Origin of the sequence: Dactylosporangium vinaceum, from assembly GCF_019904175.1 — a bacterium.
Taxonomy (GTDB): Bacteria; Actinomycetota; Actinomycetes; order Mycobacteriales; family Micromonosporaceae; genus Dactylosporangium; species Dactylosporangium vinaceum.
Genome location: NZ_CP061913.1, coordinates 8151711 through 8177113 on the forward strand (window position 1 = coordinate 8151711; position 25403 = coordinate 8177113).

The 25403-nt window shown below is 71.5% G+C and carries 21 protein-coding genes and 6 tRNA genes; 14 read left to right on the forward strand and 13 right to left on the reverse strand.

Translation table 11 applies throughout. From position 1 onward, the window contains the following. Positions 1-143: 143 nt before the first annotated feature. Positions 144-911, forward strand: a complete 768-nt coding sequence (pcaD, locus tag Dvina_RS36595; protein WP_246655561.1) for a 3-oxoadipate enol-lactonase — start codon at positions 144-146, stop codon at positions 909-911. Here the strand turns inward: pcaD and glgA are convergent. Continuing rightward, positions 896-2080 (reverse strand): glycogen synthase, encoded by a 1185-nt coding sequence (gene glgA / locus Dvina_RS36600; RefSeq protein ID WP_223093973.1) that lies wholly within the window; start codon positions 2078-2080, stop codon positions 896-898. The genes pcaD and glgA overlap by 16 nt on opposite strands. Positions 2081-2142: 62 nt before the next feature. On the opposite strand from glgA, the gene glgC reads away from it, so the two are divergent. The 6 genes from glgC (at position 2143) to Dvina_RS36630 (ending at position 11340) form a co-directional block, all read left to right on the forward strand. Next, positions 2143-3396 carry a glucose-1-phosphate adenylyltransferase gene (gene glgC, locus Dvina_RS36605; protein ID WP_223093975.1) on the forward strand — a complete coding sequence of 418 codons (1254 nt, stop codon included), beginning with the start codon at positions 2143-2145 and terminating at the stop codon, positions 3394-3396. A gap of 54 nt (positions 3397-3450) precedes the next feature. Further along, a complete protein-coding gene (locus Dvina_RS36610; RefSeq protein WP_223093977.1) occupies positions 3451-5574 on the forward strand; it encodes an alpha-1,4-glucan--maltose-1-phosphate maltosyltransferase in 2124 nt (707 codons plus the stop codon). A 130-nt stretch (positions 5575-5704) separates the two neighbouring features. Continuing rightward, positions 5705-7405, forward strand: a complete 1701-nt coding sequence (gene treS / locus Dvina_RS36615; protein WP_223093979.1) for a maltose alpha-D-glucosyltransferase — start codon at positions 5705-5707, stop codon at positions 7403-7405. A 17-nt stretch (positions 7406-7422) separates the two neighbouring features. Continuing rightward, on the forward strand, positions 7423-8751 hold the full coding sequence (locus Dvina_RS36620; protein ID WP_246655562.1) for a maltokinase N-terminal cap-like domain-containing protein: 1329 nt from the start codon (positions 7423-7425) through the stop codon (positions 8749-8751). Between the two features lie 8 nt (positions 8752-8759). Beyond that, the gene (gene glgB, locus Dvina_RS36625) at positions 8760-10880 is read left to right on the forward strand and encodes a 1,4-alpha-glucan branching protein GlgB (RefSeq protein ID WP_223093984.1); all 2121 of its coding nucleotides are present in this window, start codon (positions 8760-8762) and stop codon (positions 10878-10880) included. Between the two features lie 19 nt (positions 10881-10899). Continuing rightward, complete coding sequence (locus Dvina_RS36630) at positions 10900-11340, forward strand: SRPBCC family protein (RefSeq protein WP_223093986.1); 441 nt, start codon at positions 10900-10902, stop codon at positions 11338-11340. On the opposite strand, the gene Dvina_RS36635 is transcribed toward Dvina_RS36630, so the two are convergent. After that, positions 11328-12977: a hypothetical protein gene (locus Dvina_RS36635; protein ID WP_223093988.1), complete on the reverse strand. Its 1650-nt coding sequence runs from the start codon at positions 12975-12977 to the stop codon at positions 11328-11330. The genes Dvina_RS36630 and Dvina_RS36635 overlap by 13 nt on opposite strands. 129 nt (positions 12978-13106) lie before the next feature. On the opposite strand from Dvina_RS36635, the gene Dvina_RS36640 reads away from it, so the two are divergent. Next, the gene (locus Dvina_RS36640; RefSeq protein WP_223093990.1) at positions 13107-13712 is read left to right on the forward strand and encodes a hypothetical protein; all 606 of its coding nucleotides are present in this window, start codon (positions 13107-13109) and stop codon (positions 13710-13712) included. Here the strand turns inward: Dvina_RS36640 and Dvina_RS36645 are convergent. Then, positions 13697-14227 (reverse strand): hypothetical protein, encoded by a 531-nt coding sequence (locus Dvina_RS36645; protein ID WP_223093992.1) that lies wholly within the window; start codon positions 14225-14227, stop codon positions 13697-13699. The two genes, Dvina_RS36640 and Dvina_RS36645, sit on opposite strands and share 16 nt — an antisense overlap. 24 nt (positions 14228-14251) lie before the next feature. Between Dvina_RS36645 and Dvina_RS36650 the strand changes: the two genes are divergently transcribed. Together Dvina_RS36650 and Dvina_RS36655 are read left to right on the forward strand one after the other, a co-directional pair. Beyond that, positions 14252-15082 (forward strand): serine hydrolase, encoded by an 831-nt coding sequence (locus Dvina_RS36650; protein ID WP_246655563.1) that lies wholly within the window; start codon positions 14252-14254, stop codon positions 15080-15082. 80 nt (positions 15083-15162) lie between these two features. Then, positions 15163-15990, forward strand: a complete 828-nt coding sequence (locus Dvina_RS36655; protein ID WP_223093994.1) for a transglutaminase-like domain-containing protein — start codon at positions 15163-15165, stop codon at positions 15988-15990. Positions 15991-15995: 5 nt separating this feature from the next. Here Dvina_RS36655 and Dvina_RS36660 read toward each other — a convergent pair whose 3' ends face one another. Next, positions 15996-17315, reverse strand: a complete 1320-nt coding sequence (locus Dvina_RS36660; RefSeq protein ID WP_223093997.1) for a diguanylate cyclase domain-containing protein — start codon at positions 17313-17315, stop codon at positions 15996-15998. Positions 17316-17336: 21 nt separating this feature from the next. Next, on the reverse strand, positions 17337-18665 hold the full coding sequence (locus tag Dvina_RS36665; protein ID WP_246655564.1) for an ABC transporter substrate-binding protein: 1329 nt from the start codon (positions 18663-18665) through the stop codon (positions 17337-17339). 271 nt (positions 18666-18936) lie between these two features. Between Dvina_RS36665 and Dvina_RS36670 the strand changes: the two genes are divergently transcribed. The 4 genes from Dvina_RS36670 to Dvina_RS36685 all read left to right on the forward strand — a co-directional run bounded on the left by Dvina_RS36670 (position 18937) and on the right by Dvina_RS36685 (position 23426). Beyond that, positions 18937-19704, forward strand: a complete 768-nt coding sequence (locus Dvina_RS36670; RefSeq protein WP_223093999.1) for a C40 family peptidase — start codon at positions 18937-18939, stop codon at positions 19702-19704. A gap of 81 nt (positions 19705-19785) precedes the next feature. After that, a complete protein-coding gene (locus Dvina_RS36675; RefSeq protein WP_223094001.1) occupies positions 19786-21768 on the forward strand; it encodes a methyl-accepting chemotaxis protein in 1983 nt (660 codons plus the stop codon). Between the two features lie 54 nt (positions 21769-21822). Continuing rightward, positions 21823-22767, forward strand: coding sequence for an SMP-30/gluconolactonase/LRE family protein (locus Dvina_RS36680; RefSeq protein WP_246655565.1), 945 nt, complete (start codon positions 21823-21825; stop codon positions 22765-22767). A gap of 8 nt (positions 22768-22775) precedes the next feature. Further along, a complete protein-coding gene (locus Dvina_RS36685; RefSeq protein WP_223094003.1) occupies positions 22776-23426 on the forward strand; it encodes a GNAT family protein in 651 nt (216 codons plus the stop codon). Positions 23427-23463: 37 nt separating this feature from the next. On the opposite strand, the gene Dvina_RS36690 is transcribed toward Dvina_RS36685, so the two are convergent. The 8 genes from Dvina_RS36690 to Dvina_RS36725 all read right to left on the reverse strand — a co-directional run bounded on the left by Dvina_RS36690 (position 23464) and on the right by Dvina_RS36725 (position 25399). Continuing rightward, a complete protein-coding gene (locus tag Dvina_RS36690; protein ID WP_223094005.1) occupies positions 23464-23961 on the reverse strand; it encodes an LURP-one-related/scramblase family protein in 498 nt (165 codons plus the stop codon). A gap of 4 nt (positions 23962-23965) precedes the next feature. Beyond that, positions 23966-24724: a class I SAM-dependent methyltransferase gene (locus Dvina_RS36695; RefSeq protein ID WP_223094007.1), complete on the reverse strand. Its 759-nt coding sequence runs from the start codon at positions 24722-24724 to the stop codon at positions 23966-23968. A 131-nt stretch (positions 24725-24855) separates the two neighbouring features. Next, positions 24856-24928, reverse strand: a tRNA-Cys gene (locus Dvina_RS36700). 5 nt (positions 24929-24933) lie between these two features. After that, a tRNA-Arg gene (locus Dvina_RS36705) sits at positions 24934-25006 on the reverse strand. A 5-nt stretch (positions 25007-25011) separates the two neighbouring features. Next, positions 25012-25093, reverse strand: a tRNA-Tyr gene (locus tag Dvina_RS36710). 65 nt (positions 25094-25158) lie between these two features. Further along, positions 25159-25238 (reverse strand) — tRNA-Met (locus Dvina_RS36715). Positions 25239-25240: 2 nt separating this feature from the next. Beyond that, positions 25241-25313 (reverse strand) — tRNA-Lys (locus Dvina_RS36720). Positions 25314-25324: 11 nt separating this feature from the next. Continuing rightward, a tRNA-Glu gene (locus tag Dvina_RS36725) sits at positions 25325-25399 on the reverse strand. Between the last annotated feature and the right edge of the window lie 4 nt (positions 25400-25403).

Sequence of the window (25403 nt, forward strand, 5' to 3'; positions counted from 1 at the left end):
AAGCAACACGAAGGAGGATGCGCTGAGTCGAAGCCTCTTGGCCCGGTGGGCGCGGGTGGGCGCGACCACCCCGAAACCAAGATAACGCCACAAGCGCCCCCGGTCGTTCCGCTCTCAGCGAAGCGGGGTGATACAAGAACGTGGTGACGGCAACGACGCTGTTCCAACGCACCACGGGCCCCCTCGGCGCGCCCTTCCTGCTGCTCGGCGGCTCGCTGGGCAGCAACCTCGACATGTGGAAGCCCCAGTTGCCGCGCTTCGGGGACCGGCTGCGGGTAGTGCGCTACGACCACCGGGGACACGGCGGCTCACCGATCGGCCCCGGCGGGTACGGCATCCAGGATCTCGGCCGCGATGTGCTGGCGATGATGGACCGGCTCGGGATCGAGCGGGCCTCCTACTGCGGCTCTTCGCTCGGCGGCATGGTCGGCCTCTGGCTGGCCGCGCACGCGCCCGAGCGCATCGAGCGGCTCGTCGTCATCGCGACCTCGGCCCACCAGCCGCCGGCCGAGGGCTGGCTGGAGCGGGCCCGGCAGGTGCGGGCAATGGGGATGGAGCCGGTCGCCGACGCGGTGCTCGGCCGGTGGTTCACGCCCCGGTTCCGGGCCGCGCTCCCGGCCCGGGTGGCGCCGTACCGGGCGATGATCGCCGCCTGCCCGGCCGAGGGCTACGCGGGCGGGTGCGAGGCGATCGCCGCCATGGACCTGCGCGCCGACCTGGTCCGCATCACCGCCCCCACGCTCGTCATCGCGGGGGCGGACGACCCGGCCACGCCCCCGGAGCACGGTGAGCTGATCAAGCGGCAGACGATGAAGAGCCGGTTAGTGGTGGTACCGAACGCCGCCCATCTGGCGAACGTGGAGCAGCCGGAGGCCATCTCCCAGCTCATCACCGATCATGTGATCGACTGATACACGGCCAGGGTCCGGTCGGCGATCGCCGCCCACGAGAAGTGGTCGACGGCCCGCTGCCGCCCGGCCCGCCCGAACGCCGCCGCCCGGGCCGGGTCCCCCAGCAGGGCCGTCATCGCGTCGGCGAGGTCGGCCACGAACCGGTCCGGGTCCAGCGGGGTGCCGGAGCCGTCCGGGACCTGCTCGATCGGGACCAGCAGGCCGGTCTCCCGGTCGGCGACGACCTCGGGGATGCCGCCGGTCGCCGTGGCCACCACCGCGGTCTGGCAGGCCATGGCCTCCAGGTTGACGATGCCCATCGGCTCGTAGATCGACGGGCAGACGAACAGCGTCGCGTGCGTCAGGACCTGGATGACCTCGCGCTTCGGCAGCATCTCCTGCACCCAGACGACGCCGGTGCGGGTCGCCTTGAGCTCGTCGGCCAGGGCGGTGACCTCGGCCGCGATCTCGGGTGTGTCGGGCGCGCCGGCCAGCAGGACGAGCTGGGTGTCGGCCGGCAGCGAGCGGGCGGCCCGCAGCAGGTACGGCAGCCCCTTCTGCCTGGTGATCCGCCCGACGTAGACGACGCTCGGCTTCAGCGGGTCGATCCCGAGGCGCTCCAGGACGTCGATCGAGCTGTCGGGTGCGTACTGCGCGGTGTCGATGCCGTTGTAGACGACGTGCACCTTGTCGGGGTCCACGTCCGGGTAGGCCCGCAGGACGTCGGCCTTCATGCCGGCCGAGACGGCGATGACCGCGTCGGCCGCCTCGATGGCGGTGCGCTCGGCCCAGGACGAGAGCGCGTAGCCGCCGCCGAGCTGCTCGGCCTTCCACGGGCGCAGCGGCTCCAGGCTGTGGGTGGTGACGACGTGCGGTACCCCGTGCAGGAGCTTCGCCACGTGCCCGGCCAGGTTGGCATACCAGGTATGGCTGTGCACGACGTCGGCGCCGGCGCACCCGGCCGCCATCTCGAGGTCGACGCCCAGGGTGCGCAGGGCGGCATTGGCCCCGGCCAGTCCGGCCGGGTCGGGGTAGCCCGTCACGCCGGCCTCGTCGCGGGGCGCGCCGAAGCAGTGCACCCGGACGTCCAGCGGCAGGTTGCGAAGTTCGCGGGCCAGGTACTCCAGGTGGACACCGGCGCCGCCGTAGACGTCCGGCGGGTACTCTCGGGTGAGTAGATCTACGCGCACACCCCAAACACTAAATGCTGTTCGTCTGGCGCAACACGCCGGACACGTTTAGCGTCTGGCCCATGGCTGCCAAGAACGTCCTCGCGATCGTCCTCGCCGGAGGCGAGGGCAAGCGGCTGATGCCTCTGACCACGGATCGCGCCAAGCCCGCGGTGCCGTTCGGCGGCATCTACCGCCTGATCGACTTCGTCCTGTCGAACCTGGCCAACGGCGGCTATCTGAAGATGGTCGTGCTGACCCAGTACAAGTCGCACTCCCTCGACCGGCACGTGACGAAGACGTGGCGGATGTCGACGCTGCTCGGCAACTACGTGACGCCGGTGCCGGCCCAGCAGCGGCTCGGCCCGCGCTGGTTCGCCGGGTCGGCCGACGCCATCTACCAGAGCCTGAACCTGATCAACGACGAGCGCCCGGACTACGTCATCGTCTTCGGCGCCGATCACATCTACCGGATGGACCCCGAGCAGATGATGCGCCAGCACATCGAGTCGGGCGCGGCCGCGACGGTCGCCGGCATCCGCCAGCCGCTGGCGATGGCCGACCAGTTCGGCGTGATCGAGGTCGGCGAGAATCCTGGTGGCGTCGGGAACAGCCGCCAGATCAGCGCCTTCCGGGAGAAGCCGAAGGACGCGAAGGGCCTGGCCGACAGCCCCGGCGAGATCTACGCGTCGATGGGCAACTACGTGTTCACCACCGACGCGCTCATCGACGCGGTGAGCCGCGACGCGCAGGACGCGTCGAGCAAGCACGACATGGGCGGCAACATCATCCCGTACTTCGTGGAGAAGAACGACGCCGCCGTGTACGACTTCAGCACGAACGTGGTGCCGGGCAGCTCGGAGCGCGACCGCGGCTACTGGCGCGACGTCGGGACCCTCGACTCGTACTACGAGGCGAACATGGACCTCATAGCGGTGCAGCCGGTCTTCAACCTGTACAACTACGACTGGCCGATCCTCACCGGCAACACCCCGTGGCCGCCGGCGAAGTTCGTGCACGGCTGGGGCGAGCGGGTCGGCCGGGCGATCGGCTCGATGATCTCCCCCGGGGCCGTGATCTCCGGCGCGCTCGTCGAGAACTCGGTCGTCTCGCCGAACGTGAAGGTGCACTCCTGGGCCCACGTCGAGGGCTCGGTGATCATGGAGGGCGTCGACATCGGCCGCCACGCCGTGGTGCGCAACGCCATCCTCGACAAGAACGTGATCGTCCCCGAAGGCGCCGAGATCGGCGTCGACCTGGAGCGGGACCGGCAACGGTTCACGGTCTCCGAAGGGGGCATCGTCGTGGTGGGCAAGGGTCAGCGCGTCGAACCCTGACAAATACCAAGACGAGCCCTGCAGGCTCCCGGACAATTCGATACGGTGAGGATCATGGGCAATCCCCCCGAGGCGCTCAAGACCGAGATCGCGACCACCAAGCCGACCGAGACGGAGGTCGCCCTGTCTGCGGAGCCCGTCGAGGCCCAGGAGACGGCGGAAACGCCGGCCGCGTCGTTCAGCGCGCCGGCGGTCGGGCTCGGCCGGCGATTCCCCATCGAGAGCGTCACGCCGCAGATCGAGGGAGGCCGGTTCGCGGCCAAGGCCGTCGTCGGCGAGGCCGTCCCGGTCAGCGCCGTGTCCTACCGTGAGGGCCACGCGATGATGGGCACCAACGTGGTGCTCATCGCGCCCGACGGCACCGAGCGGCCGTTCAACCGGCTGCGCCCCGGCCCGACCGGCACCGACTCCTGGCTCGGCGAGATGCGCCCCGACGCGGTCGGCGCGTGGCGCTTCGCCATCGAGGCGTTCAGCGACCCGTACCTCACCTGGCACAGCGCCGTCTCCAAGAAGATCGCCGCCGGTCAGGGCCTCGAGGACCTCGCCAACGACCTGGTCGAGGGGGCCGAGCTGCTGCGCGCGGCGGCCGCGGACATGCCCGCGGAGGAGCGCGGCCGGGTCATCGGCGCGGCCGGCGCCCTGGCCGACGCCGACATCCCGCTCTTCGCCCGGGTGTCGCCGGCCCTGGGGCTCACCGACGTGCTGTGGCGGCACCCGCTGCGCCAGCAGGTGACCCGCTCCGACGAGCTGCCCCTGTGGTGCGACCGGGAGCGGGCGCTGTTCTCGGCCTGGTACGAGTTCTTCCCGCGCTCCGAGGGCGCCGTCGTCGACGAGCTCGGCAAGCCGGTCAAGCACGGCACGTTCGCCTCCGCCACCCCGCGGCTGGCCCAGGTCGCGGCCATGGGCTTCGACGTGGTGTACCTGCCGCCGATCCACCCGATCGGCCGCAAGCACCGCAAGGGGCCGAACAACACGCTCGTCGCCGGCCCGCAGGACGTCGGCTCGCCGTGGGCGATCGGCGCGGACGAGGGCGGCCACGACGCCATCCACCCGGACCTCGGCACCCTCGACGACTTCCGCGCGTTCATCACCGCCGCGCACGACGCCGGCGTGGAGATCGCGATGGACCTGGCGCTGCAGTGCGCGCCGGACCACCCGTGGGTCACCGAGCACCCGGAGTGGTTCACGACCCGGGCCGACGGCAGCATTGCCTACGCCGAGAACCCGCCGAAGAAGTACCAGGACATCTACCCCCTGAACTTCGACAACGACCCGGAGGGCATCCGCACCGAGATCCTGCGGGTGGTACTGCACTGGGTCGACCAGGGCGTGAAGATCTTCCGGGTCGACAACCCGCACACCAAGCCCGTCGGGTTCTGGCACTGGATCATCGGCGAGGTCAAGGCGGTCGACCCCGACGTGCTGTTCCTGGCCGAGGCGTTCACCCGCCCGGCGATGATGCACGGCCTGGGCAAGATCGGCTTCACCCAGTCGTACACGTACTTCACCTGGCGCGTCGAGGGCTGGGAGATCCGCGAGTACGTCGAGCAGCTCATCGCGGCCGCGGACTACATGCGGCCCAACTTCTGGCCCAACACCCCCGACATCCTGCCGGTCCATCTGCAGCAGGGCGGGCCGCCGATGTTCAAGATCCGGGCGGTGCTGGCGGCGCTGCTGAGCCCGTCCTGGGGCATGTACGCGGGCTTCGAGCTCTTCGAGCACATCCCGCGGCCGGGCGCCGAGGAGTACCTGGACAACGAGAAGTTCCAGCTGCGCCCGCGCGACTGGGAGGCCGCCGAGCGCAACGGCGAGTCGCTCGCGCCCTACCTGCGCCGGCTCAACCAGGTGCGCCGGGAGCACAAGGCGCTGCAGCGGCTGCGCAACACCGTCTTCCACGGCATCGACAACCAGCAGATGCTGTGCTGGTCGAAGCGCGAAACCGACCCGGCGACCGGACTCGAAGACACCGTCCTGGTCGTCGTGTCACTGGATTCACACAATGTGCAGTGGGGTAACACGACATTGGACATGCCCGCGCTGGGGTTCGACTGGCACGAGCGGTTCACGGTTCGCGATGAGGTCACCGGCGCGACCTTCGAGTGGGGACAGCACAACGCCGTTCGGCTCGACCCCTACTACGAGCCGGCACACGTGTTCACGGTGCATCGGCACCGGTGATCCCGCACCGGGGCCGACGGGCAGCAAGGTAGGTACAGAGCATGAGCGGTACGGAGCGCAGCGGAGTGGCCGCGAAACATCGGCGCAGTTTCCGGCTCGGGCCGACGCCGGAGCCTGCGGAGGTGGCGGCATGAGCGATACAGTCGAGCACCCGTCGTCGAGCGACTTCGACCAGGCCCGGGTCCTGCCCGCGGACGACAGCTGGTTTCAGCGGGCCGTGTTCTACGAGGTCCTGGTCCGGGCCTTCGCGGACTCCAACGCCGACGGCTCGGGCGACCTCAAGGGGCTCATCGGCCAGCTCGACTATCTCCAGTGGCTCGGCGTGGACTGCCTCTGGCTGCCGCCGTTCTACGACTCCCCGCTGCGCGACGGGGGGTACGACATCCGGGACTTCTACAAAGTGCTGCCGGAGTTCGGGACTGTCGAGGACTTCGTGGCGCTGCTCGACGCCGCGCACAAGCGGGGCATCCGGGTCATCACCGACCTGGTCATGAACCACACGTCCGACTCCCATCAGTGGTTCCAGGAGTCCCGCCGCGACCCCGACGGACCGTACGGGGACTACTACGTCTGGTCGGACACGGACAAGGCGTACAGCGACGCCCGGGTCATCTTCGTGGACACCGAGGAGTCCAACTGGACGTTCGACCCGGTGCGGCGGCAGTTCTTCTGGCACCGGTTCTTCTCCCACCAGCCCGACCTCAACTACGCCAACCCCGACGTGCAGCGCGACATGATCGACGTGCTGCGGTTCTGGCTCGACCTGGGCATCGACGGCTTCCGGCTGGACGCGGTGCCGTACCTCTTCGAGTCCGAGGGCACCAACTGCGAGAACCTGCCGGAGACGCACGAGTTCCTGCGCCGCTGCCGCAAGGTCATCGACGACGAGTTCCCCGGCCGGGTCCTGCTCGCCGAGGCCAACCAGTGGCCGGCCGACGTGGTCGAGTACTTCGGCGACGGCGACGAGTGCCACATGGCGTTCCACTTCCCGCTCATGCCCCGCATCTTCATGGCGGTGCGGCGCGAGTCCCGGTTCCCGATCTCGGAGATCCTGGCCCACACGCCGCAGATCCCGTCCAACTGCCAGTGGGGCATCTTCCTGCGCAACCACGACGAGCTGACCCTGGAGATGGTCACCGACGAGGAGCGCGACTACATGTACGCGGAGTACGCCAAGGACCCGCGCATGCGCGCCAACGTCGGCATCCGCCGCCGCCTCGCCCCGCTGCTGGAGAACGACCGCAACCAGATCGAGCTGTTCACCGCGCTGCTGCTGTCGCTGCCGGGCTCGCCGGTGCTGTACTACGGCGACGAGATCGGCATGGGCGACAACATCTGGCTCGGCGACCGCGACGGCGTGCGGACCCCGATGCAGTGGACCCCGGACCGCAACGCCGGGTTCTCCCAGGCCAACCCCGGGCGGCTGTACCTGCCGGCGATCCAGGACCACGTGTACGGCTACCAGTCGGTGAACGTGGAGGCGCAGAAGGAGAGCTCGACCTCGCTGCTCAACTGGACCCGCACGATGCTGCAGGTCCGCCGCCGTCACGACGCGTTCGCGGCCGGCGAGTTCCGCGAGCTCGGCGGCTCCAACCCCTCGGTCCTGGCCTTCGTGCGCATCCACGATGAGGACGTCGTGCTGTGCGTCAACAACCTGTCGCGCTTCCCGCAGCCGATCGAGCTGAACCTGCAGCCGTGGGCCGGGTACACGCCGATAGAGCTCACGGGGCACGTCCAGTTCCCGCCGATCGGTCAGCTGCCGTATCTGCTGACCCTGCCGGGCCACGGGTTCTACTGGTTCCAGCTGACCGCGCCGGTAGAGCAGAACTGACCGGAGAGGTGATGAGAATGGCCATGACTTCTCTGCCGTTCACCGATTGGCTGCCGCATCAGCGGTGGTACGCGGGGCGCACCCGCACGTTGACGCACGTCGAGCCGGCCGTGGTCACCCACCTGCCCGACGGGCTGGACCACGTGCTGCTCGACGCGCACTACGAAGACGGCGGGTCGGAGCGCTACCAGGTATTCGTCGGCTGGAACCTCGACGTGGCCGCAGAGCTGTCGGCGGCCGCCCTCATCGGCGCCGACGGCGACCGCACCGCCTCCGACGCCCTCTACGACGAGCACTCCGCCCAACGGATCCTCGCCCTCATCGACACCGGCGCGGTCGTCGAGGCGGTGCGGTTCATCCCCGAGCCCGGGGTCGCGCTGCCGGTCGACGCGCCGGCCCGGATCACCGGGGCCGAGCAGAGCAACAGCAGCGTCGTGTTCGACACCGCGGCGATCCTCAAGGTCTTCCGCCGGGTCACGCCCGGCACCAACCCCGACCTCGAGCTCAACCGCGTCCTGGCCCGCGCCGGCTGCCCGAACGTGGCCCGGCTGCTCGGCGCGATCGAGCAGGACGACCTGGCCCTGGCCATGGTGACCGAATACGCGCAGAACTCGGCCGAGGGCTGGGCCATGGCCACGACGAGCGCCCGCGACCTCTACGCCGAGCACGACCTCAACCCGGAGGACGTCGGCGGCGACTTCGCCGGCGAGTCCAACCGGCTCGGCGAGGCGGTCGCCCACGTGCACCGGACCCTCGCCGACGAGCTCGGCACCCAGAGCGCGGCCCCGCCGGTCGAGGCGATGCTGGCCCGGCTCGACACCGCGCTGGCCGTGGTGCCCGATCTGCGGCCCATGGCCGGGGACATCGCGGCACTGTTCCGCTCGCTCGGCGAGGAGCCGGTGCGTACCCAGCGCATCCACGGGGATCTGCACCTCGGACAGGTGCTGCGCACCCCGGAGTCGTGGCTGCTCATCGACTTCGAGGGCGAGCCCGGCGTGCCGGTGCAGGAGCGTCTGCGGCCGGACTCCGCGCTGCGGGATGTCGCCGGCATGCTGCGCTCCTACGAATACGCGGCCCATCAGCTGCTGCTCGGCCAGGAGGACGACGATGAGCTCGCCCGCCGGGCCCGGCAATGGGTCGAGCGTAACCGGGACGCATTCTGCGACGGTTATGCTGCCGCCGCTGGATACGACCCGCGGGACGACCAGGCGCTGCTGCGCGCCTACGAGCTGGACAAGGCCGTCTACGAGAGCGCCTACGAGGCGCGCTACCGGCCCGGCTGGCTGCGCATCCCCCTGCAGTCGATCGAGCGCATGGTGAACGGCTCCGACCTGACGACAAGGTGAATACCCCTATGAATCTCGACGACCTGATCGCCGGCCGGGCCCACAACCCGCACGGCATCCTCGGCGCCCATCCGGTCGACAAGACGGACAACGAAGTGACGGTCGTGCGGGCGCTGCGCCGCGGTGCTGCCGACGTGGTGGCCGTGGTCGACGGCGAGCGGTATCCGATGACGAAGGTGCACGGCGAGGGCGTGTTCGAGGCCGAGATCCCGGGCGTCGTCACCGACTACCGCATCGACGCCGACGGCACACTTGCCGACGACCCGTACCGGCACCTGCCGACCCTCGGCGAGCTCGACCTGCACCTCATCCAGGAGGGCCGGCACGAGAAGCTGTGGAAGGTGCTCGGGGCACAGGTCCACGAGGGCGGTGTCGCGTTCGCGGTGTGGGCACCGAACGCCCGCGGCGTGCGCGTCGTCGGCGACTTCACCGGCTGGGGCCCGCACGACGGCCTGCCGATGCGTTCACTCGGCGGCAGCGGCGTGTGGGAGTTGTACGTCCCGGGCGCGGGCGCGGGCCAGAAGTACAAGTTCCGGCTTCTGACCCCCGACAACGACTGGGTCGAGAAGGCCGACCCTCTCGCGCAGCACACCGAGATCCCGCCGGCCACGGCGAGCGTCATCTACAGCTCGACCTACGACTGGAAGGACGGCGACTGGTGCGCCGCCCGGGCCGAGCGGCGCGGCCACGAGCAGCCGGTCAGCATCTACGAGGTCCACCTCGGCTCGTGGCGGCCCGGCCTGAGCTACACCGAGCTGGCCGATCAGCTGACCGAGTACGTCACCGACCTCGGCTTCACGCACGTGGAGTTCCTGCCGGTGATGGAGCACCCGTTCGGCGGCTCCTGGGGTTACCAGGTGACCGGCTACTACGCGCCCACCGCCCGGTTCGGCTCGCCCGACGAGTTCCGCTACCTCGTCGACCGGCTGCACCAGGCCGACATCGGCGTGATCCTGGACTGGGTGCCGGCCCACTTCCCCAAGGACGCCTGGGCCCTCGCCCGCTTCGACGGCACCCCGCTCTACGAGCACGGCGACTGGCGGCGCGGCGAGCACCCCGACTGGGGCACGCTGATCTTCGACTTCGGCCGCAGCGAGGTCCGCAACTTCCTCGTCGCCAACGCCCTGTACTGGTGCGACGAGTTCCACGCCGACGCGCTGCGGGTGGACGCGGTCGCCTCGATGCTGTACCTCGACTACTCCCGCGAGCACGGCCAGTGGGCCCCGAACCAGTACGGCGGCCGGGAGAACCTCGACGCGATCTCCTTCCTGCAGGAGGCGAACGCGACCGTCTACAAGCACCACCCCGGCATCATGATGATCGCCGAGGAGTCGACGGCGTGGCTCGGCGTCACCCGCCCCACCGACTCCGGCGGTCTGGGCTTCGGCTTCAAGTGGAACATGGGCTGGATGCACGACACGCTGTCGTACATCGCCAAGGACCCGATCTACCGGCAGTACCACCACAACCAGATGACGTTCTCGACCGTCTACGCGTGGAGCGAGAACTACGTCCTGCCGATCAGCCACGACGAGGTCGTGCACGGCAAGGGCTCGCTCGTGGGCAAGATGCCCGGCGACTTCTGGAAGAAGATCGCCAACACCCGCGCGCTGCTGGCCTACATGTGGTCGTTCCCGGGCAAGCAGCTGCTGTTCATGGGCTGCGAGCTGGGCGACGAGCAGGAGTGGAGCGAGGAGCGGGGCCTGAACTGGGGCCTGACCGACGATCCGCTGCGCGGTGGCCTGCAGCGGCTGGTGCAGGACCTCAACAAGGTGTACCGCGACACGCCCGCGCTGTTCACCCAGGACACGACCCCGGACGGGTTCCGCTGGATCAACAACGAGGACTCCGGCAGCAACGTGTTCAGCTACCTGCGCTGGGGGGCCGACGGCTCGGTGGTCGCGGTCGTGGTGAACTTCGCGTCGCACCCGCACGAGGAGTACCGCATCGGCCTGCCGTTCACCGGCCGCTGGCTGGAGATCCTCAACACCGACGCGGACGTCTACGGCGGCTCGGGCGTGGGCAACATGGGGTCCGTCGAGGCCGTGGGCGAGCCCCGCAACGGGTTGCCCGCCTCGGCGGCGATCCGCGTCCCACCTCTGGGCGCCCTCTGGCTGAAGCTCGGCTAGGCGGTCGTACCCTGCGGGGATGACCGTCGACTTCCGCGACACCATCACCATCGCCGCGCCGGCCGCGGTCGCCGGGGACATCATGAAGGCGGTTCAGGAGTGGCCCTCCTGGACCGCCTCCGTGTCTTCGGCGGTCCGCTCCAGGTCCGGGCCCTTGACCGTCGGCGAGACCGTCGTCGTCACCCAGCCGAAGCTCCGCCCGGCCACCTGGACCGTCACCGAGGTCGACGCGGGCGGCTTCGAGTGGAAGTCCGACTCGGCGCCGGGCGTACGCAACGTCGGCGGCCACTGGGCGAGCGACAACGGCGACGGCACGTGCACGGCCGAGCTGACGCTGTCGTTCGCCGGCCCCCTGGCCCGGGTCGTCACGCTGCTCTACTCGAGCCTGATCCGGCGGTACATCCGGATGGAGGCCGAAGGGTTGAAGCGGGCGGCCGAGGCGGCGGCTCAGACCAGCTGATGGCGGGGCAGATAGGGCAGGACGTCGTGGTCGTAGACCAGCACCGTCCACCGCGTGAAGTCGACCTGCTGGATCGGCGCACCGAGGCGTAGCACCACGCCGCTGAGGGTGCCGTAGCGCTCCAGCTCGCGGTCGACGACCACGAAGTTGGCGTCGTGGCGGCGGGGGTCGAACCACTCCCGGCGCGACTCCCAGTGGAACGCCCGCGGCACCTCGTCCACGATCGGGGCCACCTGCACCCGGCCGCCGGTCTGCACCGTGATCGTGTTCGACGCCCAGTACGCTCCCACGCCGTAATGCAGGTCGTGCTGCTCCAGCCAGGCCGCCACCTCGGCGGCCTCGGTCGGGGCGGGCCGGGCGAGCGCGGTCTGCACCGCGAACGCGCCGATGAGCACCGCCGCCAGCGCCCCGGCCACCCACCGGGTCACCGCGGACGGCCGGACCCGGTCCGCGAGGACCCGGGCGATGAGCACCGCGCCGAACGGCAGCACCGCGACGACCTGGCGGGCGCTGGCCATGTCCCCGGCCTGTGTCGATGCCACATACGCGGCCAGGTTGAAGACGATCGCGACGGCCAGCCATTGCGCGACCCGGTCGGGCTCGCCGCCGCGGCGCAGCAGCCGCCCGATCGTCACGAGCGTGGCGGCCAGGGCGGTCAGCATCAGCGCGAACTTGATCGCGGCGGCGGCGGAGAACAGCACTGTCCAGTCGTCGCCGAGATACGGGAAGTAGGCGCCGTAGTCGACGGCGACCGTGCGCCACAGCAGGTCGAGGTGGTCGGGGACGTCCTTGAGCTTCGTGAACTCCGCGATCGGCGGGTGCACCTGGTAGCCGCCGAGCAGCCCGATCAGCTTCACCGCCGCGTGCGCGAGCAGGATCGAGGCGACCGCGGCCACCAGCAGGTGCGCGTCGACCATGGCCCGGCGCCGGGACCAGACCAGGCGCACGGCACTGACCAGGGCCAGGGGGATCGCGCCGATGTACATGGCCAGCGGGTCGCCCATCTGTGCCACCGCCAGCACCGCCGTCACGACGAGCGGCCACCAGCGGCGCAGCGCCGGCCGCCGGTCGACGAGCAGCGCGGTGAGCAGCAGCGGCACGCCGGTGCCGGTGTGGTCAGGGGTGTTCAGCACGATCGACCACCCGGCGTGCGGCTGCGGCACCAGCATCACCGCGACGACCACACCGACCCGCACCCAGGCCGCACGGCCCGTCGCATCCCCGCGGGCGGCCAGCGCCGCGAACACGATGAGCAGCACATAGGTGCTCGCCGCCGCCACGTGCACGACGTCGGGGCGCAGACCGGAGAAGAGCTCGATGAGGGTGTACTGGATCAGCTCCGTCGGGAAGAAGGAGACGTCGCTGAGCGTCCACCCGGCCAGGAACGCGTTGCCGTGCAGGATGTCCCACGCCTGCAGGGCGTTTGCCGCACCGTCCGCGTTCGTCCCGTTGGCGCGGGCGATGCGCAGGTATCCCAGCAGCATCACCGCGAGCCCGCTGCACACGAGTCCGGCCGTCACGAACCGGCGGCTGCGCGACGGGGCGCCGACGGGCGATGCGGGGCCGATGGGTCCGGCGGTTTCCGGGGTCCGCTGCTTCGGAATGACGACGGCGGCAGCGGTGGGCGTCGGGCTCACCGGGCAATTCTGAGCCAAGCCCGCTGTCGTGCATCGGTCAGGTCCGATCACCGACAGTACGCGGATTCCGTGCAACCTCACGCTGTCTTCGGGACGTCCGGCCCGGAGACGACTACACTGCGTAGTGTTATGCGCACCAGGATCACGCTCATGCTGGTCGCGGCCGGGACCGCGGCCGGATTGACGTTCGTCGCATCCCAGTCGGCGATCGGGCTCCCGCCGCCGCTGCACCCGTCGGCCTCGCCGTCGATGGAGCCGCCGTCCGCGTACCCGTCGCCTGTCGTCTCCGGCCCCGGCGCCCAGGCCGTCGACTGCGCGACGATCCCCCGCCTCAGCAGCGGCGCGCTGCCCCAGGACGCCGGCGGCGAGTTCATCGCCTACGGCGCCGACACCGTCACCCGCTGCGACACGCTGCTGCAGACCCCGGGCCCGACTGTCGCGCCACCGGAGGTCCTGCACCGCGCGGAGGCCGTGACCTCGTTCGTGCGGCTGCTCAACAGCCTGCCCGCCCCGCCGGCCGATCAGGCGTGCCTGCGCGTGGCGTTCACGGACCAGCTGAGCTTCGTCGTCACGTTCGCGCCGCCGACGCGCAAGCGCCCGCTGATCGTCGTCGTCGACCGCAACTGCGCCGCCCTGCTCGTCACCGAGAACTTCGCCACCCGGGTCCGCTCCTACGCCTCCCTGGACCCGATGCCGCTGTTCGAGCAGCTGTACCGGGCTCAGCCCCCGAACTGACCGGACTGACCGGGCTGATCCGGGTCCGGGCCGGCGTCCATCGGCACCACCTCGAAGGCCGGCGCGCTCGCCGAGTGCTCGGGCGCGGGCCGATCGCCGCCCCCCGTGTGCGAGTGGACCTGCTTGCCGCTCGGCCCGCGGCGCGAGATCACCGGGAACGGGACGAGCCGGATCGGCTCCGGCGGCGTGGTGAAGCGCCCCGAGCCCCAGCGCACCCAGAGGGTCTCCCGCCCGGCGGCGGCCTCGGCGACCAGCTTGTCGAGGGTGCGCCTGCGGTCGGCGTGGTCGACCTCCACGACGAGCGGCGGCCCGTCCGGGCGGGCGATCCCCACGTCGACAACGGAGAACTGCTGCTCGTACGGCGGGGGCAGACGCACCACGCTGGCGGCGCGGCGGTACACCCGCCAGCCCTGGCTCGTCGCCCATTCGACGGTGGACTCGATCAGCAGCTCCGTGACCTCGTCGGCGCCGCGGTCGGCGAAGCTCAGCCGCTGCAGATACGCCTCCAGGTCCATGCCGAGCACCCTAAACTGCGGCGGGTGAGCGCACCGCCGGCCGTCACCCGAATCCGCCGGGCCTACGCGCGGGCCAAGGCGGCGGCCGGCGGCGCGTGGCACGCCCGGATCACGATCGGCGACCGGGTCGTGGTGAGCGACAGCGACGACGAACCCGTCCCGGGCTACAGCATCCAGAAGCTGTTCGTGGCGGCGGCCGTGCTGAGCCGGGTCCCGCTCGACCGGCGCGTCCGGCTGCGCAGCACGGACGTCCTCGGCGGCAGCGGCCTGTACCACCTGCAGCCCGTCCACGGCGACGAGCTCACCGCGGCCGGGATTCTCACCGCACTGCTGCTGGTCTCCGACAACACCGCGGTCCGCCTCTGCGGCCGGCTGCTCCCGGCGGCCGAGATCAACGACACCCTGGCATCGCTCGGTTTCGCCCGCACCCGCGTGGCGCCGACGCCGGACCCGGCCCGCTTCTTCCTGGGCGACACCACGGCCCGCGAGACCCACGACCTGCTGACCCGTCTCGCCGCCGGCACGCTCCTCGACCCCGCGGGCACCGCGTTCGTGCTCGCCGTCCTGCGCTCCCCGACCGGCTACCACGACGGCATCCGCCACGACCTCTCCGGACCCGCCCGCACCAGGGTAGCCACGAAACACGGCGCCGACCACGACACCCGCGGAGCGGCCCGGCACGAGGCCGGCATCGTGTTCGCCCGCAACGAGTCCCCGGCCGCGGTCTACGCCCTGTTCGCACACACGCTTTCCGGCGCCGACGACTACGGGCCCACCCATCCGGCCGCAAGGGCCCACGCCGCGCTCGGGCGGGCGATGTGGGCGGCGACCCGAGAACCGGAGCCGCCGGATTAGCTCGTCTACACCGCCCGGCGAGGAACTGCAAACCGCCCTGATGTTGGCAATCCATGCAGTTTCAGCACTAGGTTCGGAGGATGTTGCAGCGGTACCGCGAGCAGTCGCGCTTCAGCGAGCCCGGGCGGTTCGGGGGGCTCCTCGATGAGCTGCCCGAGGACATTCCCGGGCTGATGGCGGGCGTCCGGAACGTGCTGGTGCACTACCGGGCGTCGGGGATCTCGTTCGACGCGGCCCGGCTGGCGGAGATCGACTCGCGGTGGGCGTCGCGGATCCTCCAGGTCGACCAGGAGCGGTTCCCGGTTGCGCTGGCCGAGCCGCGGCCGGTGGAGCAGCGGGTGCTCGGGTGCTGCCGGGACTTCACGCTGCTGACCATCGCGGCGCTGCGGCGGCGCGGGATTCCGGCGCGCAGCCGGGTCGGGTTCTCGCCCTACTTCGCCGAGGACTGGAACTACGACCACGTCGTGGCCGAATACTGGAACGGGCGCCGGTGGGTGCTCGCCGACGCGCAGCTCGATCCGGACGACTATCCGTTCGACACCGCCGACCTGCCGCTGTTCGTGACCGCGGCGCAGGCGTGGATGGCGCACCGGCAGGGCCTGATCGACGCGGACTGCTACGGCGTGGACCCCGGGCTGCCGTTCCGCGGGCACCAGTTCCTGCTCGACAACGTGCTGCTCGAGGTCGCCCACCGGCAGTGCGACGAGGCCCTGCTGTGGGACCAGTGGGGAGCGATCACCGACCGGACCGCCGACGAGCTGGCCGAGCTGCTGCTGTCGGCCGATCGCGGTGACGTCGACGCGGAGCGGACCCTGGCGAAGCGGTACCAGAGCGATCCGTCCCTGCGGCTCAGCAACCGCGTGCACTGCATGTCGCCGAGCGGGTTCGACGGCTGGGTGTCGATCTAGCGGCGTCAGGCGTGCACGACGCGGCCCTTGCCGCCGGTCTTGGCCGCGTACATCGCCTGGTCGGCGTCGTGCATGAGGGCGTCGATCGGGACCTCGCCGTCCCACACGCTCACGCCGATGCTGGCCCGCGGGGTGATGACGCAGCTGTCGCGGTAGACGGCCGGCTCCTGCAGGTCGGTGCAGAGCCGGTCGGCGATGAGGTAGACGTCCTCGGCCGAGTCGACGCCGTCGAGCAGCACGGCGAACTCGTCGCCGCCGAGGCGGGCCACGGTGTCGGCGGACCGGACGCCGGCCTGGAGGCGCTCGGCGACGACGGTGAGCAGGTAGTCGCCCGCGTTGTGGCCGTAGGCGTCGTTCACCTGTTTGAAGCCGTCGAGGTCGATGAGGAGCATGGCGACCGGGCGCCCGCCGGCGGCGTTGGGGCGGGCGGCGGCGATGCGCTCGCGGAGCAGGGCTCGGTTGGCCAGGCCCGTGAGGCCGTCGTGCGAGGCTCGATGGTGCACCTCCTCGAACGCCGCCCGCAGCACGCCCAGCGTCTCATTGAGTGAGCGGCCCATCTGCCCGACCTCGTCGCCGCGGTCCAGCTCGACCCGGCGGCTCAGGTCCCCCCGCGCAACCCGGGCCAGGACGTCGACGACCTCGCGCAGCGGCCGGGAGATGGCCCGGGCCGTGAGCACGGCCAGCAGGAGCCCGGTGAGCGCGCCCACGCCCAGCAGGGCCGCGGTGAACCGGCTGTTGCGCACGCCGTTGGCCTTGGCCTGCCGGGCGCCGTCGGCGACGGCCTCGACGAGCTGGTCGAGGAACGAGTTGGCCCGGTCCTTGACGGCCCGGGCGATGGCCTCGGAGCGCACCAGGACGACCTGGGCGGCCTTCTGCTGGTCGCCGGCGTGGGCGGCGTCGAGGGCGGCCTGGCGGGCGGTGCGCCACATCGTGATGGTCGCGGAGAACGCCTTGAGGCCGGAGCGCTCCGACTGCGGCAGCGCCATGGCGCGCAGCTCGGCGATGCGGGCGTCGATGTCCCGGTCGGACTCGGTGATGATCTCGGCGTAGGTGTCCCGGTAGAAGCCGGGCTCGGACAGGATGTAGGCCAGGACCGCCTCCAGCTGGGCGCCGACGGCGGAGCGCACGGTCGTCATCCTGTCCAGGGCCACGACGTTGACGCGGTACTGCCGGTCCTGCTCGTCCACCAGCCGCTGGAGGTTGACCAGGCCGACCACGCCGGACGCGGTGAAGACGGCGGTCACGACCAGGGAGACGCTGACGATCTTGGTCGCGATCCGCAGATCGGCCAGCCGCCTCCGCACGCGTCCGAACACGGTGTTCACATCGGCAACCGCGACACCGGATCAAGCCGGCCAGGTGGTCTCGATGCGGTGCAGGACGGTAGCGGTGTCCGTACCACGGACCCAGTCGGTCATCCCGGACCAGAACGTGCCGGCACCGACGGCCGCGGGCATCTGGTCGGAGCCGTCGAAGCGGAACGCCGCCTCCGGGTCGGCCAGCAGGGCGGCCGAGAGCTTCCCGATGGGGGTGGTGAGCACGTCGCGGTCCAGGCCCTTGTTGGAGCTGACGATGCCGGAGGTGCGGGCGCGGCTGTCGGCGAAGTCGGGGGTGGTGAGGTACAGCGAGAATGCCTGGACCTCGGGCCGGTCGGTGAACGCGGCCGCGAAGACACCGGCGCCGAGCACGGGGCGCCCGGCGGCCGGGTCGACCGGCGGCAGGTAGAAGGCGTAGAGGTCGCCGTCCGGGGCGACGTCCGCGTTGGCCGGCCAGAAGCTGGTGTAGAAGGACGCCTGGTGGTGCAGGGCGCAGTCGTGAGTCAGGATCGGCAGCCCGGCCTCCTGGTAGGCGGTGGTGGCGATGCTGGCCACGCCGCCCAGGCCACCGTTGACGTACCGCGGGTTGCGCAGAATCCCGCCGACCCGGTCGAGCGCGGCCACGACCCGCGGGTCGTCGAACGGGATGCGGTGCTCGACCCACTCGTCGTAGACGGCCGGCCCGGCGGTGCGCAGCAGCATGTCCTCGAGCCAGTCGGTGACCGGCCAGCCCGTCGAGCCGCCCGACTCGATCCCGGCGCACCACGGCTTGATCCCGGTGCCGGCGATGCGGTCGCTCAGGCCGATCAGCTCGGCCCAGGTCTGCGGCACCGTCCACCCGTGGGCGGCGAAGAACTTCGGGGAGTACCAGACGAGCGACTTCACATTGCCGTCGATGGGCGTGCCGTAGAGCTCGCCGTCGACGGTGCCGTACCGCTGCCAGTCGGCCGGGAAGTAGCGGCGCACGTTGTCGGCGACCGCGGCCGGGGCCGGTTGCAGCCGCCCGGCCCGGGCCATCAGGGCCAGCAGGCCCGGCTGCGGGAACAGCGCGACGTCGGGCACGTGCCCGGCGCCGACCTCGACCGGCAGCGACTTCTCGAAGTCGGCCCGGCCGGTGTAGTCGATCGTGATGCCGGTGCACGTTTCGAAGCCGGCCCACGCCTGGACGAGCTTGTCGGCCTCGACGCCGCGGATGGAGGAGCTGACGGTGACCGTGCCGCCCGCGTGGCCGTGGTACGCGGCGTAGGGGGCGCAGGCGGGGTCCTCGGCGGGCCCGCTGGGGCCGGGTCCGGCGCACGCCGCGAGCATTGCGAGGGTCGCGGCGGCGGTGGCCGCTCGCGGTACCCCCGGAAAGCCCATGAATGCAGCATATGCGCGCAAAAAGCCGTCAAACCCGGGACGCCCGAACGGCCGGGAAAGGTTGCCCGGTCGGTACGGACATATCTGTCGATACCCACCCTGATGCGGGTGAGATAGGTGGTGAGGAATGTCACGAAGGGTCACGGGAGCGCCAGGAGCGGCCTAGCGTCGCGAACGGCCCTCACTGGGGCTGGACAACAGAATTGTCTGCTTTGCCCGGTACTTCGGGTCAGCGCCGGCATGACGGGCGCTCCACCCGAGACACGCGAGAGTGCACCGGGCCGACCATGGAGCCGAACTGAACGCTCGCCAGCCGCTGCACCGCATTGCAGCAGGCACCGCAGCCATTGCCCTGTCCGCCGTCTGGCTCGGCCCCTCGGCCGCAGCGGCCCAACCCGCACCAACCGCGAAGGCGGAGACCGGGACCGTCCTCACCGGCTCGCCCGCACTGACGCTCGCTGAGCAGGAGGCACTGCTCACCGCCTACGAGCGCGTCGACCGTGCCAACCGCGACGTGACGCTGCATCTGGCCGCGTCGCAGCGCGACACGGCGACTCCCCCGGCGCCGCCCGCGCCGACGCCCACCAAGACGGCCTCGTCGACAGCTTCGAAGAAGACCACGTCGTCGTCCTCGTCATCCTCGTCGTCGTCCTCATCGTCCACGAAGAAGACGACAGGCGGCACGACCACCACGGTGAAGCCCCCGTCCGGGGCCGCCGGCACGGTGGTGTCGTTCGCGATGGCCCAGGTGGGCAAGCCGTACGTCTACGCGGCCTCGGGCCCGAACGCGTACGACTGCAGCGGTCTCGTGGCCGCCGCGTACGCCAAGGTCGGCATCAAGCTGCCGCACCAGAGCGAGCAGATCGCCGCCCGCGGTCGCCAGGTCCCCGCCGGCCAGTGGCTGCCGGGCGACGTCATCCACACGTCGGGGCACGTCGCCATCTACATCGGCGGCGGCAAGATGGTGGAGGCGGCCAACCCGTCGGCCGGCATCCGCGTCGCCCCGGTGCGCGGCGGCACGGCGTACCGCTTCCTGTAGGCCGGTTCCTGCAGTTCGCTTTTCGGACCGGGCGGGGCGTTTTCCCTCAGAAGCGCGCCCGCCCGGGCCGATCAGGCGCATGTGAGCGTTTCGCGCCGGCCCGCACTGCTCGTGCCGATGCTGTGGTTGTCCGACCGGGTCCGCACGAGCACCCGGCTGGCCGTGCTGGTGGTGGTACTGCTGGTCCCCGGCCTCGGCACCACCTACGCCTACACCACCTCCGTCGGCAACCAGCTCGGCTTCGCCGCCGGCGAGCGCACCGGCACCGAGGTGGTGCTGCCGGCCCTCACCGCGATGACCGAGCTCGCATCCGGCCGCAGCCCCGACCTCTCGGCGCTGCCCGGCAGCCTCCCCAGCGGCGGGGGTCCGGCCGCGGCCGACGCGGTCGCCACGCTCATCACCGACGTCGGCAACAGCTCCGGGCTGATCCTCGACCCGGACCTCGACACCTACTACGTCATGGACGCGCTCGTCGTCGAGCTGCCCAGGGCCCTCGCGGTCGCGGCCGGCGTCGCCGCCCCCGACACCACCGCGCCGCTCGCCGACCGGGTCGCCGCCCAGGCCGTGCGGGCCGGGCGCCTCGACGACGCCGCGGCGGCCCTGCGCACCGGGTCGAAGACCGCCGTGGCCAACACCGCGGACGGCGCGCTCGCCGGCGACCTGCAGCCACTCGGTGCTGCCGCCGACGCGCTCACCGCGCTCTCCGCCACCCTGACCAAGGGTCTGGCCACGCCCGGACCGGTCGACGCGAGCGCCGCCGCGGCCGCCATCCGCCAGGCGATCGGGCCGGCCACCGGCGCGCTGCAGCGACTCCTCGGCGAGCGCTACGACCGGCTCTCTCGGGACCGTACGATCAACCTCACCGTCACCAGCGTGACCGCCGTGCTGGCGATCTGGTTCGCCGCGTCGGTCTGGTGGCGCACCCGCCACGACGTGCAGCTCGCCGTCGGCGCGGTCACCGCCACCGCCCAGGGCGACCTGTCCGCGCGTGAGGTGCCGGCCGGTCGCGACGAGCTCGGCGACATCGGCCGCGCCCTGGAGCGCTCCCGGCAGCGCCTGGTCGAGCAGGAGGAGCAGCTCGGCCGGGCCCAGCGGATCCGCGAGGAGCAGCTGCACGCCAGCTTCGAGCAGCAGCGCGAGGGCCAGCGGCAGCTGCGGGAGCGGGCCCAGAGCGTCGTCGACGAGTCGGTCGGCGCGATCTCGGCCGAGCTCGAGGACGTCGTCGGCCAGGTCGGCGAGGTCCGCCAGGCCGCGCGCACGATCGAGGAGCGGGTCACCGAGGCCGACCGGGCCACCGCATCCGTCATGGCCCGGGCCGCCGAGGCCGAGCGGGTCGTGGCCGCCCTCGGCGAGCGCCTGCGCCAGGTCGACGCCACCTCCCAGCTCATCGCCGGCATCGCCGCCCAGACCCGGCTGCTGGCGCTCAACGCGACGATCGAGGCGGCCCGGGCCGGTGAGGCCGGGCGCGGCTTCACGGTCGTCGCGAACGAGGTCAAGGACCTGGCCGGCAGCACCGCCGAGTCGACCGAGCGGATCGCCGCCACGATCTCCGAGCTCGAGCGGACCGCCGCGCAGATGAACGGCACCATCCGGGCGATGGTCACGGGCGTCGGCGGGATCGGGGAGTGCACGGGGGTGCTGCACACCGTCGCCCAGGACCAGCACGCGACCGTCGAGCGGCTGACCGGCCGGGTCGGCGAGACCATGGAGCGCATCAGGGGCATGTCGGCGCTGGCCGAGAAGCTCGAACGCCGCCACGCCGAGCGGATCGCGGCGTCCGGCCCGGTGCGCTTCGGTGTCGACGGCGGGTCGGAGTTCGTGACCGGCGAGCTGATGGACCTGAGCACGGGTGGCCTGCGCGCCTGCACGGAGGGGGACGTACCTGTCCGTTCGGGCGACACCGTGGTCGTCGAGCTGAACCTCGGCGGCCCGGTGACCCGCACGCACGCCCAGGTCATGCACGTGGTGCGGCAGGGCCCGCAGACCGAGGTGGGGATGCAGCTGCTGACCCCGTCGCCGGAGGTGGTGGAGCGGATCCGCCGGTTCGTCGACGCCTCGGGCTGAGCGGATTCGGCTGGTTGCCGAACGCTTCCCAGCTTTGCGGTGTAAGTACTAGGCATGACCGTACATCGGCGCATGACTGTCGTCCTGACCCTGGCCGCCGCGCTCACGGCCACGCTGCTGGCCGGGCCGGCCGCCGCGTCCGCCGCGGGCGCGGACCGCCCGCTACCCACCACGATCAACCTGCCCGACGGCTTCCAGCCCGAGGGCATCGCGATCGGCCCGGGTGCCTTCGCCTACTTCGGCTCCCGCGCCGACGGGCGAATCTACCGCGTCAACCTCGTCAGCGGGGCCGGCACCCAGCTCAGCCCGCCCGTCGGCACCGCGTCGCTGGGCATGAAGACCGACGGCCGCGGCCGCCTGTTCGTGGCCGGCGGAGGCGGCGGCGACGCGCGCGTCGTCGACACCCGCACGGGGGCGGTGCTGGCGTCCTACACGTTCACGACCGACACCACGTTCGTCAACGACGTGATCCTGCTCGACGGGGCCGCGTACTTCACGGACTCGCGGCAGGGGGTGCTGTACAAGGTCGCTCCGGGCCGCCGCGGCAACCTCCCCGAGTCGTTCACCAAGCTGACCCTGACCGGCGACTTCGTCCTGACGCCGGGCGTGAACAACCTCAACGGCATCGCCGCGACCCCCGACGGCCGCGCCCTGATCGCCGTGCAGTCCAACACCGGGCTCCTGTTCCGCATCGACCCGCGCACCGGCGTCACCGAGCGCATCGACACCGGCGACCGCACCTTCGTCAACGGCGACGGCCTGTGGCTCTCCGGCCGCACGCTCTACGTGGTCCAGAACCGCGACAACAAGGTCGTGGCGGTCGCCCTCAACCACGCCGGCACCAAGGGCACGGTCCGCGCCGAGCGCACCGACCCGCGCTTCGACGTGCCGACGACGATCGCCCAGTTCGGCCACCGCCTGTACCTGCCCAACGCCCGCTTCAGCACGCCCCCGGCCGCCGGCACCACGTACACCGCCAACTCCATCGCCGTGTTCTGATTGATCGCATGGGGGATTCGTTAGCCGCACTGCTCGACGCCGCCGCCGCGGGCCGCTTTCCACCCCCTGACGGCGGCGTCTCGCTGCTCCCCCAGCCGAGCCCGCGCGACGCGGGCGTCATCGCCTTCACCGCCCACTCGGCCGTCTTCGTCGACGAGGACCCCGCCTGGCTGCGCGCTCAGCTGGCGGCCACGGGCACCGACCGGCTGGCCGCCCCCATGCACCCCCGCTTCCTGACCGCGCTGTCCGACCGCACGGGCCGCACCGCCGAGACCATCGACCTGCTGACGGTGGCCACCGCCCTGGCCGGGCCCCCACCCCTGGACCTGCGCCAGGTGGACGCCGCAACCCACCCGAGGGTCGTCCGCGCCCGGACCCGCCGCGCCGACGTCCGGGCCTACGCAACCGAAGGCGCCCTCCTGGTCATCGGCCGCGGCGTGGCCGGCCGCTGGGAGGCCGCCATCGAGGTCGAGGAGCCCCACCGCCACCGGGGCCTGGGCCGCTCCCTGGCCCTGGCCGCCCGCCACCTGGTCCCCGACGGCGCCCCGATCTGGTCCCAGCAGGCCCCGGGCAACGCCCGCAGCGTGCGCACCTTCCAGGCCGCCGGCTACCGCCCGGTCGGCGCCGAGGCCCTCCTGGTCCGGCCGGGGCCGGCCTGACCCGCCACGCGTCCGAGCCGCTGCTGCCGCGCCGGCGTCAGTCGCGGTCGTCCTCTTTCTTCTCGCGCTGCATCGCGAGCTCGAGGGCCAGGACGGCGCAGAGGATGAGCAGGTGGTTCTCGCCGTCGGCGATGTTCACGGCGTAGCTGTCGCGGATGCTCAGCCAGCGCTTCGAGACCGACGCCACCTCGCGGCCGCCGCGCTCGACGGTGAACTCGTGGTCGAACAGGTCGCCCGACATCGTCAGGTCGTCCGGGCCGGGGACGTCGATCGTGAACTTCTCGCGGAACGGCGTGAAGAGCTTCTTCCTGACCTCGCCCGCCTCTTCGCCGCCGATCTCGATCTGGTACGCCGGGCGCAGCGAGATCAGCTTCCGGTGCACCGACGCGACCTCGTTGCCGGAGGGGTCCTCGATGACGAGCTTGTCGCGCAGGCTCAGCACCTTGCCGTCGACGTGCAGGACCTTGCGCCCGTGGTCGTCGGTGACGTCGAAGTCGTCGCCGACGTCGAAGAAGCGCTCCTTGATGACATACATGCCGTCAATTGTCGGTCCTGGCCGCCACTTGCGCCCTGCGGGCCAGGACCAGATGCCCCTGCAGGTCGACGACGGTCGCGCCGCCGAGCCCGTCCAGTGTGGAGGCCAGCGCCGCGAGCGTGCGCTCCCGGTCGGCCGGCGAGCGCATCCGGAACGGGTTGAAGGTGCGCACGAGCCGCAGGAACCGCGCGGTGTCCATCGACACGGTCCGGCTCGAGTACTGCACTGTCACGTCCGCCCACAGCCCGGCGCCGCGGACGTCGTCATACGCCCACTCGATGGGCCGCAGGACCGACGGGGCCGGGTCCACCGAGGCGAAGGCCGCGTCGATCGCGCGCTCGTGGACCGGGTCGGCGTAGCCGTACCGGTGGCCGAACAGCGCGAGGGTGCCGCCGGGCCGCAGGGCGTCGAACGCGAGGCGGTTGCGCCGGGCCGGGTCGAGCCAGTGCCAGGCCATCGCGCAGCCGACGACGTCGGCCGGGCCGGTCCCGGACGCCTCGAACGGCGCCACGACGATCGTCGCGGCCGGGAAGGCGCCGCGCAGGAGCGCGGCCATCCGCGGGTCCGGCTCGACGCACGTCAGCGCGCCGCCCAGCCGCGCCAGCACAGCCGTGCCTTTCCCCGTCCCGGCGCCGATCTCCAGGACGTCGCGCGGCGGAGGACCGTGATAGGCGGCGATCGCGTCGGACAGCGCCGGGTCGTAGCCGGGCCGGGCGTCGTCGTAGACGTCGGCCACCTCACCGAACCGCGTGCCGTCCCCCATGTCGGCCAGCATCGCACAGTCGCAGGCCCCGGTGTCGATCCGGGCATTCCGCCGTTATGAGCGGCGGCCGAGCAGCCGGCTCCGCCTGCGCAGCACTGTGGAACTCCACAGTGGACGGCACACGCGACGGGAGACCCCAGCCGGATTCGAACCGGCGTAGACCGCTTTGCAGGCGGTTCCCTGACCAGACTCGGGCATGGGATCGGGCGTACCCCCGGCTGGACTCGAACCAGCGACCTTCAGGTTCGGAACCTGGTGCTCTGTCCACTGAGCTACGAAGGCATACGTGCGGGCGGAGGGATTCGAACCCCCTCAGACAATGCAACTGGGTTACAGCCAGCCCCGACTCTCCGACGTCGGCGCGCCCGCTTGGGGACGGGACCGGCCGGCGCCCCCGTCGAACGCGGCCGGTCCCGTCGTGATGTGGTGAAACGTGGAGGCAGGGGTGGGATTCGAACCCACGATCACCCGGCTTATGAGACCGGTGAGGACGACCAGGCTCCTCTACCCTGCAAGTGCGCCGCCGGGGACTTGAACCCCGAACGCGCCGATGAAGAGTCGGCTGCTCTACCGGTTGAGCTAGCGGCACGTGCACCTTCGAAGCGCGGACGGGACTCGAACCCGCACTGTTCCGGGGTGAAAACCCGGTGACTCTCCCAATTCGTCCACCGCGCCACGC

Coding starts and splice junctions, on each gene's coding strand:
- treS (WP_223093979.1), top strand. CDS start 5,705: ATGAGCGATACAGTCGAGCACCCGTCGTCGAGCGACTTCGACCAGGCC.
- Dvina_RS36685 (WP_223094003.1), top strand. CDS start 22,776: ATGGGGGATTCGTTAGCCGCACTGCTCGACGCCGCCGCCGCGGGCCGC.
- Dvina_RS36620 (WP_246655562.1), top strand. CDS start 7,423: ATGGCCATGACTTCTCTGCCGTTCACCGATTGGCTGCCGCATCAGCGG.
- Dvina_RS36690 (WP_223094005.1), bottom strand. CDS start 23,961: ATGTATGTCATCAAGGAGCGCTTCTTCGACGTCGGCGACGACTTCGAC.
- Dvina_RS36695 (WP_223094007.1), bottom strand. CDS start 24,724: ATGGGGGACGGCACGCGGTTCGGTGAGGTGGCCGACGTCTACGACGAC.
- Dvina_RS36645 (WP_223093992.1), bottom strand. CDS start 14,227: ATGGACCTGGAGGCGTATCTGCAGCGGCTGAGCTTCGCCGACCGCGGC.
- glgC (WP_223093975.1), top strand. CDS start 2,143: ATGGCTGCCAAGAACGTCCTCGCGATCGTCCTCGCCGGAGGCGAGGGC.
- Dvina_RS36610 (WP_223093977.1), top strand. CDS start 3,451: ATGGGCAATCCCCCCGAGGCGCTCAAGACCGAGATCGCGACCACCAAG.
- Dvina_RS36680 (WP_246655565.1), top strand. CDS start 21,823: ATGACCGTACATCGGCGCATGACTGTCGTCCTGACCCTGGCCGCCGCG.
- Dvina_RS36630 (WP_223093986.1), top strand. CDS start 10,900: ATGACCGTCGACTTCCGCGACACCATCACCATCGCCGCGCCGGCCGCG.
- Dvina_RS36655 (WP_223093994.1), top strand. CDS start 15,163: ATGTTGCAGCGGTACCGCGAGCAGTCGCGCTTCAGCGAGCCCGGGCGG.
- Dvina_RS36665 (WP_246655564.1), bottom strand. CDS start 18,665: ATGGGCTTTCCGGGGGTACCGCGAGCGGCCACCGCCGCCGCGACCCTC.
- Dvina_RS36640 (WP_223093990.1), top strand. CDS start 13,107: ATGCGCACCAGGATCACGCTCATGCTGGTCGCGGCCGGGACCGCGGCC.
- glgB (WP_223093984.1), top strand. CDS start 8,760: ATGAATCTCGACGACCTGATCGCCGGCCGGGCCCACAACCCGCACGGC.